The 11,851-nt window shown below is 47.0% G+C and carries 15 protein-coding genes; 10 read left to right on the top strand and 5 right to left on the bottom strand.

Going from position 1 to position 11,851, the window contains the following annotated elements:
* The first annotated feature begins 11 nt into the window (after positions 1-11).
* A complete protein-coding gene (locus AC0YNV_RS07345) occupies positions 12-527 on the top strand; it encodes a dihydrofolate reductase family protein (RefSeq protein WP_475767061.1) in 516 nt (171 codons plus the stop codon).
* Between the two features lie 232 nt (positions 528-759).
* Positions 760-1,299: a GNAT family N-acetyltransferase gene (locus tag AC0YNV_RS07350; protein WP_475767063.1), complete on the top strand. Its 540-nt coding sequence runs from the start codon at positions 760-762 to the stop codon at positions 1,297-1,299.
* A 5-nt stretch (positions 1,300-1,304) separates the two neighbouring features.
* Here the strand turns inward: AC0YNV_RS07350 and AC0YNV_RS07355 are convergent, their stop codons facing one another.
* Both AC0YNV_RS07355 and AC0YNV_RS07360 read right to left on the bottom strand, forming a co-directional pair.
* Positions 1,305-1,712, bottom strand: coding sequence for a hypothetical protein (locus tag AC0YNV_RS07355; RefSeq protein ID WP_475767065.1), 408 nt, complete (start codon positions 1,710-1,712; stop codon positions 1,305-1,307).
* 17 nt (positions 1,713-1,729) lie between these two features.
* Positions 1,730-2,362 carry a TetR/AcrR family transcriptional regulator gene (locus AC0YNV_RS07360; RefSeq protein ID WP_475767067.1) on the bottom strand — a complete coding sequence of 211 codons (633 nt, stop codon included), beginning with the start codon at positions 2,360-2,362 and terminating at the stop codon, positions 1,730-1,732.
* Between the two features lie 323 nt (positions 2,363-2,685).
* Here AC0YNV_RS07360 and AC0YNV_RS07365 point away from each other — a divergent pair, with 323 nt between their 5' ends.
* Entirely contained in the window at positions 2,686-3,609 is a 924-nt protein-coding gene (locus AC0YNV_RS07365) for a tyrosine-type recombinase/integrase (protein WP_475767069.1), read from the top strand.
* 57 nt (positions 3,610-3,666) lie between these two features.
* Here the strand turns inward: AC0YNV_RS07365 and AC0YNV_RS07370 are convergent, their stop codons facing one another.
* Positions 3,667-3,924, bottom strand: coding sequence for a dihydrofolate reductase family protein (locus AC0YNV_RS07370; protein ID WP_475767331.1), 258 nt, complete (start codon positions 3,922-3,924; stop codon positions 3,667-3,669).
* Positions 3,925-4,134: 210 nt separating this feature from the next.
* Here AC0YNV_RS07370 and AC0YNV_RS07375 point away from each other — a divergent pair, with 210 nt between their 5' ends.
* Positions 4,135-4,803 carry a cyclase family protein gene (locus tag AC0YNV_RS07375; RefSeq protein ID WP_475767071.1) on the top strand — a complete coding sequence of 223 codons (669 nt, stop codon included), beginning with the start codon at positions 4,135-4,137 and terminating at the stop codon, positions 4,801-4,803.
* Positions 4,804-4,901: 98 nt separating this feature from the next.
* Here AC0YNV_RS07375 and AC0YNV_RS07380 read toward each other — a convergent pair whose 3' ends face one another.
* A complete protein-coding gene (locus AC0YNV_RS07380; protein ID WP_475767073.1) occupies positions 4,902-5,648 on the bottom strand; it encodes a YdcF family protein in 747 nt (248 codons plus the stop codon).
* A gap of 137 nt (positions 5,649-5,785) precedes the next feature.
* Positions 5,786-6,346: a methylated-DNA--[protein]-cysteine S-methyltransferase gene (locus tag AC0YNV_RS07385; protein ID WP_475767074.1), complete on the bottom strand. Its 561-nt coding sequence runs from the start codon at positions 6,344-6,346 to the stop codon at positions 5,786-5,788.
* Between the two features lie 204 nt (positions 6,347-6,550).
* Between AC0YNV_RS07385 and AC0YNV_RS07390 the strand changes: the two genes are divergently transcribed.
* The 6 genes from AC0YNV_RS07390 to AC0YNV_RS07415 all read left to right on the top strand — a co-directional run bounded on the left by AC0YNV_RS07390 (position 6,551) and on the right by AC0YNV_RS07415 (position 11,847).
* Positions 6,551-7,414 carry a M15 family metallopeptidase gene (locus AC0YNV_RS07390; RefSeq protein WP_475767333.1) on the top strand — a complete coding sequence of 288 codons (864 nt, stop codon included), beginning with the start codon at positions 6,551-6,553 and terminating at the stop codon, positions 7,412-7,414.
* 36 nt (positions 7,415-7,450) lie between these two features.
* A complete protein-coding gene (locus AC0YNV_RS07395) occupies positions 7,451-7,972 on the top strand; it encodes a VanZ family protein (protein WP_475767076.1) in 522 nt (173 codons plus the stop codon).
* Positions 7,973-8,149: 177 nt separating this feature from the next.
* Complete coding sequence (locus tag AC0YNV_RS07400) at positions 8,150-8,845, top strand: response regulator transcription factor (RefSeq protein ID WP_210040130.1); 696 nt, start codon at positions 8,150-8,152, stop codon at positions 8,843-8,845.
* The gene (locus AC0YNV_RS07405) at positions 8,838-9,947 is read left to right on the top strand and encodes a sensor histidine kinase (protein ID WP_475767078.1); all 1,110 of its coding nucleotides are present in this window, start codon (positions 8,838-8,840) and stop codon (positions 9,945-9,947) included. The genes AC0YNV_RS07400 and AC0YNV_RS07405 overlap by 8 nt, the downstream gene beginning before the upstream one ends.
* Before the next feature lie 143 nt (positions 9,948-10,090).
* Positions 10,091-10,957 carry a carbohydrate ABC transporter permease gene (locus AC0YNV_RS07410; RefSeq protein ID WP_475767335.1) on the top strand — a complete coding sequence of 289 codons (867 nt, stop codon included), beginning with the start codon at positions 10,091-10,093 and terminating at the stop codon, positions 10,955-10,957.
* 62 nt (positions 10,958-11,019) lie between these two features.
* A complete protein-coding gene (locus AC0YNV_RS07415) occupies positions 11,020-11,847 on the top strand; it encodes a carbohydrate ABC transporter permease (RefSeq protein ID WP_475767337.1) in 828 nt (275 codons plus the stop codon).
* The last annotated feature ends 4 nt before the right edge of the window (positions 11,848-11,851 follow it).

Below are 11,851 nucleotides of genomic sequence, written 5' to 3' on the forward strand. Positions count from 1 at the left end.
AGGAATTAACTATGAAAACAATTCTTTGGGCAGCATTGACTGCCAATGGAAACTACGCCCAGTCCAGTGCCGAGCATCCGCCAAAAAAGGAAGCGTTCGACGATTTTGCGGCCCAAGCCATAGCTGCCGGCAACTTCATCGTCGGACGCCGAACGTTCGAGGCCATGCGTGGAAACGGCGGTGGAGGGGGCGGTCCTTTTGCCGATATCGATATCGTGGTGGTTTCAACAAGCATGAATGAATTGCCCGGTGTCAAGGTTGTAGGGTCCCCGCAGGAAGCACTCGATTACCTGCAGGAGAAGGGCTACCAAACTGCGCTCCTTGCGGGCGGCGCGGATCTGCACAATGCATTTTTAGGTCAAGGGCTTATTGGGGAGATCATATTCAATTTTGCGCCTGTGCTTGAGGGAAAGGGGCTCAACCTCTTGATAGACCAACACCATTATCAGTACAAGGATGTGGAGCTGCTGGACTTCAAGCCGCTTGGCAATGGCGTCGTTCAGCTGCGCTACGCCGTTGGCGGTTAATAAAGAATGACAAACTCAAACAAGTGGCAATAGGAAAGGGCGCTTGCAGCGATGCGGTGCCTTTTTTAATTGAAGCAATAAGAAATCAAAATAATTAGTCTCCAAATCAGGGGGCTTGATTGACATGGAACATATGTTCTTGATATCATTAGGCAAAAGTAACAACTTGAATACATAGGTGAGCGACATGAATGTGACCGGAACAGAAGTCAAAATAAGAGGAGTGAGAGAAATGTCGGAGAAAATGAATCCATCACTCGTCCGGATAGAGTCTTGGGCCGATTCCAATCTGGATTTGCTGCGTCTTATTAATGCTCCGGAGATGATGGAACATCTTGGAGGTCCGGAAACCGACGAACAGATCCTTTCTCGCCACAAGCGGTATCTTGAAATTGGCGGACGAGGGACAGGCCGGATGTTCAGCATTGTTTTGCTTCCAGAACTTGAAGCTGTCGGCAGTGTCGGGTACTGGGACAGCAAGTGGAAGGAAGAGAGCGTCTATGACATCGGCTGGAGCATTCTGCCGCCCTATCAAGGCAGAGGTATAGCGACGGCAGGTGTCAGAGAAGCCATTATCAGTGCCGCCAAGGAACATAAGCATAGGTATATTCATGCGTTCCCGTCTGTTAATAATCCGGCATCGAACGCGGTATGCCGGAAGCTCGGCTTTTCGTTGATGCATCAGTGCGAATTTGAATACCCGCCAGGGAATTTCATGCAGTGTAACAACTGGCGATTGGATATCGATGGGGCAGTGGGAAATGGTGAATAGATATGCTAAACAAATTTGGCATGCGGCTGGGTCAGCCATTGAACCGCTTCTTCCATCTCGCTGAAATTCACAAGCTCATACGGAAGCTCTCCCAGACCATCTATTGTTCGATCCAGACTCAGCTTGGCAATCATGCTTTTAGGCAAAAGCATTGCGAGATATCGAAGTCCAGCCCCATAAGCCCGTGCCACGAATTGCTGCGCGACCCACTCCTGATCCTCCGCTTTAATGGCGGAGCCTTTACGGGAATCCATCAATAATTTGCCGCTTTTCTTCTGCTCCAATAATTCAATTCCCTTTATAAGAATCGTTTGGAACTCTTCGCCGTGAGCAAAGCCTTTCCATTCCATGACGACTGCTTGAAGCTCTTCATTCCAGGAAACCTGTCCATGGGTAGAATCGTAATATATCATTTGCAGCAACTCCATTTTCAATTTATGCTGAGCTCGTTTTTTATATAATCCTTCAAATGATTTTGGACCGTTGTAATATGAAACCGGTCGTTAAATAATTTGTTCAAAAGAATGCCGCCTTCAATAGTACTCATAATAAGAGTTGCCGTTTTTTGCGGGTCTATATCAGCCCGGAATTCCTTGTTCGCAATTCCGCCGGTGATTTCATCCTTAAGGAAATGAATTAAATGCTGCATGGCGCCTTGCGCTCTTTCCAGCAGTTTTACGGATTGTCCGTCATCGGCTTCAATGCTTGCATTCATAATGGGACAACCCCCTGGTATCGTAGGGTTCTCTCCAAATGTACTATAAGCTTCAATAAAGGCGATGATGCGGTCCGTCCCTGATGTCTTCAAATGGAGCGCATCTTCTATATATTGTTGAATCACGCTGCAGCATTGATCAAAAGCAAGCAAAGCCAATTCCTCTTTGTCTTTAAAGTGGTTATAGATTCCGCCTTTCTGCATTCCCGTTGCTTCCACAATTTCAGAAAGCGGAGTAGCCAGAAATCCATGCTGGTTCATCAACATGGCGGATTGTTCTATAATATGTTTTTTTGATTTTTCACCTTTTTTAATCGTAAACACCTCCTGTTTGAAGCTGGTTGCCACATAAAAGACAGACCGTTCATTATATTATAACTATAAACAATTATTAGTCAAGTTTTACGCCGGTGATAATCCGGAGGTCATACGATTCAGGGCAAATCCATGTTTTTTGTACCGCATTTGGGAACAAATATATGCTATAATAAGTGCGCAAAATACATGTTTGGCGCACTTTCGGTTTAAAACGATTTTATAATCGTAAGAGGGGACACAGTATGCTGTGTTTGAATGTATCGAAGCCAATAAACAGACATATACAAGCCGCCGCGGACATTCTTTATGTTGTGGACCGGAGGTTACATGGGGGATTAAGAGGGGGATTAAATTTGCCGCGGGATTATGAGCTTGAAGAAATGTACGGGAAACAGATTCATTGTTTTTCTATATGGATGAAGCAGGCGGGTTATACGGATACCACGCAAAAAGAGTATTTGAGAGAAGCCTATTCTTATCTTCAATCATTAGAAGGACTTCCGGCAGAAGATGCGGGGAAAATGAACGTTGTGGGATTTTTAGTGGCCAAACAGCATTCGACCGGGGACCGGACACGGAACAGGACATTATCGGCTATCCGCTCCTTTTATGTGGCATTGATCGATTTCGAAATGGCTAACCGCAATCCGGCTCTTGAGGTGAAAAAATCAAAAACGGAGAAAAACAAGAAACCCGTGTATCTCGAAGAAGACGAGCTTGTCGAGACTCTCCAATATATTGGGGGGCGTTACCGAAGCAGGAATATTGCGATTTTTTTGCTGATGGGCTATTGCGGGCTTCGAGTTGGCGAGGTACATCGGCTGAATCTCAAGGATTTCAAGAAAGGAAAGGAGTCCATCGAAGTATTCGGAAAAGGGCGTAAATGGAACGAAATCCCTGTGCCTGCTGTTTTGCTGTCGTATCTGATCGAGGTAGAAGCGGAAAGAATCACGCCTTACAGCGCGAAGGAGGATGCTTTTTTTGTTTCGCAAAAGGGGAAGAGGCTTTCCATACGGCAGATCCAGAAAATTGTGGGGCAAACCTTCTCGGCCTTTAAAGAGAAGAATCCCAAAGTGACGGATATGAAACTCTCATGCCACAAATTAAGGCATAGTTTTGCCACGATGCTCCTTAGAAATGGGGTCGATATCAGGGTTGTCAAAGAGTTATTGGGACACTCATCCATTGAAACGACAATGATCTACACGCATGTGAATGATGAACAAAAGAAACAGGCGATGTCGATGGTGAACATTCCGCTGCATGCGATTGGATAGCCGGTTTATAAGTGCCTCACCGGTCAAGAGCGGCAGCCAGACCCCGCTCTTAAAGCCTTATATCTTCTGGTACTGCAACCCAACAACGCCATTCTTATATATTTTAGTGCTGCTCAGGTGCAGGGAGAACCTTGTTCCAGCATCCGCGAACAGCCTTTCGCCTTGAGCAGCGACTACGGGATGTACGAATAACCACAGTTCATCAAAAAGATCGTGATGTAAAAATAACTGCCAGGTTTTCACTCCGCTCTCAACGGATATGTTCTTGCCGTTAACTGTTTTTGAGCTTTTCAATTTCGTGAACAAAGCTTTCATCAAGGATCAATGGCTGTGAATTATTCCAAGCCAGAATATCCATTGGCTGTTTCTTATATCATAGCAAAAATACCTATTGATCATTTTTTATCAATTGCTCTCTTTTTCCGGTTGGATTTCTCGTAGTATGATATAATTTTTTTGAGCTTGTTATTGTGTATTGTAAGCGCTTATATTGATCATATTCAAGTACAAATAGGAGGTTGAAAGATGCCAATGCCGACCCCGAGGAAAGTTGTTGATTTATCCCAACCAGTCTATCACAACTGTCCAGGCTGGCCGACTTACCGAATGGTGGAGGTCCATTACGAAGCGCTTTGTCCCAATGATGGCTTTACAGCCGAAAGGCTGGATATGAATGTACATACCGCCACGCATCTTGATGTACCGTTTCATTTCTACCCGCAAGGAAAAACGATTGAACAGTTTCCGGTCGAACAGTTTCAGGGTGAAGCGGTACCGATTAACCTGTTCGGCATTGAAGCCGATTCGCCAATCGGCAGCAGTCATCTTGAGCTCTATAGCGACCGCATCCGCGAAGGCGATATTGTTCTTCTCTGCACGGGTTGGGGGTTAAAGCGTGGATATAACGAAGATTATTACCATCGGTGGCCTTATCTTAGCGGTGAGGGAGCCGAATGGCTCGTATCTCGCGGCGTCAAGGGAGTCGGTATTGACGGTCTCAGCATCGGAGGCTGGGGAGAAGGTAAGGGGCGGCCTGCGCATGAGGTATTGTTGTCAAATGAAATTTGGCCGCTTGAGGAGCTGTACCTGACTGAGGAGCTTCTTACCGAGGAACGCTGGTATTTATGCGCGTTTCCTCTGAAGCTGCAGGGCTTCGGCGGAGCTCCCGTCAGAGCTGTGGCTATGGCTTTCTAAATGCCCCGATGAATCTAAAAAATCCCCTTGAGCAGGACATGCTGACAGCAACGGCATGCATCGCTTAAGGGGATTTCTCTTTCATTTTGCCTCAACGATCAGAACCTTAAAGCAGCGATTCCCAGGTATTCCTTTAATGCGACGCCGGTATTGGAGAGACCTCCCGATGATGGCGTCAGCTTATTCGCATAGATGGCCGCTTCCTGCGCGGTCCAGTAATCAACAGGATAAGCGATGACGTCAATGGAGGATTTTTTGAAATTCAAGACAGATCTTTCCATATGAAAAGCGGAGGTAACGAGAACCGGATTCTCAAAATGCTGCTCATCCAGGATCAGTTTGACATTTGCGGCATTTTGTTCGGTATTTAACGAAAGGTTATCGATGGAGATTTGATTGGCAGGTATGTTTAGCCCGATGAGCTGGCGTTTGGCGATATCCGCTTCATTGCCGCTGTCCTTGAATACCTGGCCACCGGAGAAAATGATAGGAAGTCCGGTTTCATTATGCAGTCTTGCCGCGGCCAGCAATCGGTTGGCAGCCGAACCGGACAAGTTCCCATGGCCGTCGATATCCGGCGTGTCCCTTGTCGCTCCTCCGCCGAGTACGACAATAACGTCGCCTTGCAGCCGGTCGGGAGGCGAATAACGATTCTCCAGCGAACGGATTAAGGCGTCACCAACAAGGCCGGTCGAAAGCAGATACAATATAAGTGTAGTGGAAAGCAGCACGATTGCGGACTTTCGGTCCCGCTTCCAAATCCGGAAGCAGAGAAGCAGCAGGACCACAATAAATAAACCGGGCGGAAGGACAAAACTGTACAGAAATTTAATCATATAGAGCAAAGCGGCAGCCACCTTCGAAATAAATCTGAATATCCGTCCACTTATTGTAACACGCCCGCAATCTCTCAAGCCATTCAGCAGCCAAAAGACTTCTCCATACCATGACCTGCATCGGCCATCCCACCCGAACCTGTCCGTCAAAAGAGAAAGCGTGCATGTCCTTTGTGGATATAGTCATAAAAGCCCTCCAGCCGAAGCAATTCCTCTTTCACCTGCAGGCCGCCCCTGAAACCCGTAAGCGCGGCATTTTTGCCGATGACACGATGGCATGGAATGACGATGGGAATGGGATTGGCACCATTCGCCGCACCTACCGCACGAACCGCTTTAGGACTGCTGACAGTCTCGGCGATATCGGAATAGCTCCGGATTTGGCCGTAAGGGATTTGGGTTAACGCCCGCCAGACGGAGACCTGGAATGCAGTACCGCGCAGGTCGAAGGGGAGCGTAAATTGTTGCCGGCTCCCTTCGAGATATTCCTGCAGCTGGCGGACGTACCCGGATACCCGTTCGGAATCTTCGACCAGCACAGCATCCGGTATTTTTTTATCCACCCATGCTCTTAGTGTATCGAATGATTCGTTCGGCAGGGTGATCAGGCATAAGCCCTGGCTCGTCGCCGCCAGATAGAGCGGACGGTCTTGAAAAATAGGATGTACAAGAGTTCCCCAGTATACTTCGGTTGCGGTTCTGCCCATGATTATTGCATCCTCCTGTAAGTTATAAGCAATCATCAAACCTATGATAATACAGCCGTAATAAGATAGCAAAAATTGAAAGTGATGCAGGGACCGAACCCCCGCCGGCCGAGAAGTTTAATGAAAATTTTAAGTTTAACCCCATTTCTTTTTTAATAGTTTTCTTTATCCTGAAGTGGATGATGGGTTAGGAGGAAACGGATGATGAAGAAATGGATTTTTGGGCTTATTATACTTTTGCTGCTGGACTTTGGATTTGCCCAGCACAAACTGAAGGTTATTGACAAGAAGTCAACGGAAGAGGACCATCAAGCTCCGGAGGCGACTCCTGTCAAGAATGTGCTTACCATTCAAGTTGCAAAGGATCAGATTCACAAAGGCAATTTGCTGCTTGTCAATAAGGACCATCCTGTCCCGTCCGGGGATGAAGCAGCCGAAGCGGTCAATCTGTCACAGCATGAGGAACTGTTGAACGGATTCGGTTTGCTGGATAATACCATTAAGCTGTCGCCAAGCCTGGCGCAAAAATTTACAACCATGGTGGAGTTCGCCGAAAATGATGGGGTTAACCATTTTTTAATCAGCAGCGGTTATCGGGACGAAAAAAGACAAGAAGAGCTCTATCAACAAATGGGTGCCGACTATGCCCTTCCGGCAGGCTACAGCGAACATAACCTGGGTTTATCGCTTGATATCGGATCTACGCAGGCGGAGATGAATTCGGCCCCTGAAGGATTGTGGTTGAAAGCAAACGCATGGAAATACGGTTTTGTCCTGCGTTATCCGCAGGATAAAACGGCAATCACGGGCATTCTGTACGAGCCCTGGCATTTTCGCTATGTTGGATTGCCGCACAGCGCCATCATGAAGGAAAAAAATTTTGTCCTGGAAGAATATTTGGACTTCTTGAAAGAACAGAAGACTATCACGACGACAATCGATCATCAAAGCTATCAAATTTCTTACTATCCTGTCTCCGGCAGCACAACCATTCCTATTCCGGCGAATGAGCGCTATGAGATTTCAGGCGACAATATAGATGGTGTCATTGTGACCTTGTATTCCTGACGGGGTCAAAATTCCGGGAGAAGGGGAGGATGGGAAATGAAACAAAAGAGAACGCTGAACGATGTTTTCACACTGGGACTGCTTGCCGTGTATATGTATGCATTACTCAAAATCATCTTGTTCAAGTTTCGCGTGGTTGACATGACATTTCTCTGGCAGCAGCTCAAGATGAGTCTGAAAAATCCTGATCTGATCAGCAGGAGATTGCATGAAGGCAATCTGATTCCATTTCATGAAATATCCCGGACGATTTATGTGTTATCCGATCACGATCTGATCAACCTGGTCGGGAATATCGTCATATTCATGCCGTTCGGTGTTTTTCTTGGCATACTATCAAACAAAAAGCTTTCGCTTACAGGCGCGTTCCTGCTTGCTCTAGGCTTAAGCCTTTGCCTGGAAAGCGCGCAGGTCCTATTCGCTATTGGAAGCTTTGACGTCGATGATCTCATCCTCAATTCCAGCGGAGGCTTGCTTGGCTGCATGGCCTTCAAATTATGCGCTAAGCTTGTAACAGCTGCGTCCAGTGTCATCCGGCCTGGAGATAGACCCATTTAGCTCGCGCGGAAATTCAAGGCTCTAACATTGTATTCTTTAAGGGGACTTTTGCTTTTTTCAAGCAGAAGTCCCTTGAGGCGTTTTCACAAAAGGACTCTATTCATATAGGAAGCAAGCCGCGCCAGGAATAAATCTGCTACAATAATAGCCATACTAATGTTTACAGAGGTGGAAAGAATGAAGTCGATCACAATACTGATAGCTGATGATGAGCCGGAGATCGCCGATCTGATTGAGCTGCATTTGGAAAAAGAAGGTTACCGCTGCATTAAAGTATTTGACGGACAGGAAGCGATTACCGCGATTCAATCGCATTCCATTGACTTGGCTATTTTAGATATCATGATGCCTAAGCTGGATGGTTATGAAGTAACGAGACAAATTAGGGAGCAGCACAATCTGCCCATTATTTTTTTAAGCGCCAAAGCGAGCGATCTCGATAAGATTGCGGGGCTGGTAAGAGGAGCAGATGATTATGTGACCAAGCCGTTCAATCCGATGGAACTGGTTGCCCGTGTGAATGCCCAGATCCGGCGGTTCACGCAGTTCAATCACGCAGCACAATCGAATAAAGTTGTCTTGGAGCTGGGCGGGCTGACCATCCATCCCGAGGAACGCACTGTATCCCTCTATGGCAAGCCTGTCGAACTGACTCCCAAAGAGTTTGATATTTTGTATCTGCTGGCCAGCTACCCCAAGAAGGTTTACAGCTCGGAAAATATCTTTGAACAGGTGTGGGGCGAAACCTACTATGAAGGCAGCAATACAGTCATGGTACATATTCGTACCCTGCGCAAAAAGCTTGGCGAGGACACGCACAAAAACAAACTGATCAAAACCGTTTGGGGGGTGGGATATACATTCAATGGCTAACATGATCCGAAGCTTCCGGTTTAAAATGATCCAGTTGTTCGGGTTAAGCATGATCCTTTCCGCTGCGATTACTTATGCGCTCTATAAAGCGCTCCAGCTCTATTATTATACGACCAAAATCGAGAATCCCTTGACTAAAGTCCGGTACTTCATGAGAGAGATGGGAGATATAAACTTTTTTCTGATCGTATTTATTCCGCTCTCCATATATTTTTTCTTTCTACTCACCAAACGCTATGCGGCCTATTTTCACGAAATATCAAGCGGAATTAATCTGCTTGCTAGCGGAGATTTCAACAATCGTATCCATATTCCGTCGAAAGATGAATTCGGGGATATAGCCCGGGACATCAATCTGGCAAGCGAAAAATTGCAGCAGGCCCTGGAGAGAGGCGATTTTGCAGAAAATAGCAAGGAGCAGCTCGTCTTGAATTTGGCTCATGATTTGCGTACGCCGCTGACATCCGTTCTAGGTTATCTGGATTTCATTCTTCAGGATGATCAATTGACTTCCGAGCAAATGAAACACTACACAAGCATTGCTTTTAACAAGTCCCAGCGTTTGGAAAAACTGATCGACGAATTATTTGAAATCACCCGAATGAATTACGGCAAGCTGGTCATTGATAAAAAGCCAATCGATCTGAGCGAGCTTATCATTCAATTAAATGAGGAATTATACCCTGTTTTTGAGAAAAATAATCTCACCACCCGACTGAATGTGACTCCGCATTTGACTGTTTCGGGAGATGGGGAGCTGCTCGCGCGCGTATTTGAGAATCTTCTGACCAATGCCATCCGTTATGGAAAGGATGGCCAATTTATCGATATTCATTGCAATCTTATGGCAGAGGATGTAGTGGTTCAAGTGGCTAATTATGGTGATTCCATTCCTCCACAAGAGCTGCCTCATATCTTCGATATGTTTTTTACCGGCGATGAAGCGCGGACTCACCATGAGGGAAGCACAGGCCTTGGCTTGTTCATTGCAAAGAATATCGTCACGCAGCATCAAGGCATCATTTCGGCTCAAAGCAGCTTAATCCGTACCTGCTTCGAAGTCCGTTTGCCGCAGCACAATACAACTAAAATCACCGATTAGTTACTATGCCAACCATTTTATGAAAATTTAACCTTTACCCCACTTCTTTCTTTAACAGTCTGCCCTATTCTTAAACGTATGAAGGGCAGGAGGACAAGAAAATGATGAAGTGGGGTTTTTGGCATGATTTCAATATGAACAAAATGGCGAGATGGCTTCGCAGGGATGCGATGTCGGCATGGCTGTTTCTCGCACCGAGCGGTGTCGGCTTTGCGCTGTTCTATCTGATTCCGTTTGCTATGGGCGTGTTCTATTCTTTCATGGACAGTACGGTAGACGGTCATTATGCGGGATTGAATAATTACCGTGAGCTGCTGGCGAGCAATTCCTTCCGGAAGGCGGCATCCAATACGTTTTATTTTAGCGCGGTCAGCGTTCCGCTTATTCTTGCGCTGTCGCTGGGGCTGGCGATGCTGCTCAACCAAAATATATATCTGCGAAAATGGCTGCGGACAGCCTATGTGCTGCCGCTTGTCGTTCCGGTCGCCTCGATCATTCTGGTCTGGCAGATGCTGCTGGACTGGAACGGCTCCCTGAACGCCTGGCTGAGCTATTTTGGAATTGAGCGCGTGGATTGGATGAAGACCGATGCGGCCCGAAATGTCGTCATAGCCGTTTATTTATGGAAAAACATTGGCTATAACGTGATTTTATTCCTGGCGGGACTGCAGCAGATTCCGAAGGATTATTACGAAACCGCCCAAATTGAAGGGGCAGGCCGTATAAGGCAGTTTGGCAGTATCACGCTTGTCTATCTGACATCCACGATGTTCTTTGTGATTATCATGTCAATCATGAACTCGTTCAAAGTATTCCGTGAAACGTATTTGATCGCCGGGGATTACCCGCAGGACAGTATATACATGCTTCAGCACTATATGAACAACATGTTCATGTCACTGGACATTCAGAAGCTGACTGCGGCGGCGACTTTGATGGTCGGCTGCATCCTGCTGATCGTCATGGTCCTGTTCGCAATCGAGCGCCGGTACCGGCAGTTCATGGAATAGAAGGGAGGAAAGTCCGATTGCCAGCTGCAAAAGTATTGCAGAAAAGTGCGTTAACGCTCGTCATGGGTTCCATAGCGCTCCTGTTATTGTTTCCCATTGTGATTACGTTCACCAATTCGCTCATGACCGGACAGGAAATTGACATTGACTATGGATCAATCGGGCAGATGAATGAGACGGCTGCCGGAAAAGCTATTCCTTTTGTAAATTTGAAATTGCTGCCGGATCAAGTGTCTCTGGAGCAGTACGGCAAGGTACTCATAAGCAGCCCCAGATATCTGGCGATGTTCTGGAATTCGGTGTGGCTGGTGGTACCGATCATTGCGGGGCAGACCCTTGTGGCGGCCCTTGCCGCCTATGCGCTCTCCAAGCTGAAATTTCGCGGCCGCGATACGCTGTTTCTGATCTATCTGTTGACGATGCTCATGCCGTTCCAGGTGACACTTGTGCCGAATTACATTATGGCTGACAAGCTGGGATTGCTGGGCAGCTCAAACGCCATAATCCTGCCCGGCATTTTCGCCGCCTTCGGCGTGTTTATGCTTCGCCAGTTCATGCTGCATATTCCGTATGCCTATATCGAAGCGGCCAAGATGGACGGTGCCGGCCAGTTGCGGATATTCCGGACGGTCATCGTCCCTATGGTCAAACCGGGTCTTGCCGCGCTCGTGGTTCTCTTGTTCGTCGATTATTGGAATATGGTGGAGCAGCCGCTTATATTTCTGGACGATCCGTTCAAGCAGCCGCTTTCCGTCTATTTATCCAGACTCAATGGCGAGCCGGGAATTGCTTTTGCCGCATCCGTGCTCTATATGGCTCCGATGGTGCTGTTGTTTCTGTATGCGGAAACCTATTTTATCGAGGGCATTCAATTGTCCGGCATCAAATGATAGT

Source organism: Paenibacillus sp. JT31N11 (genome assembly GCF_056269285.1).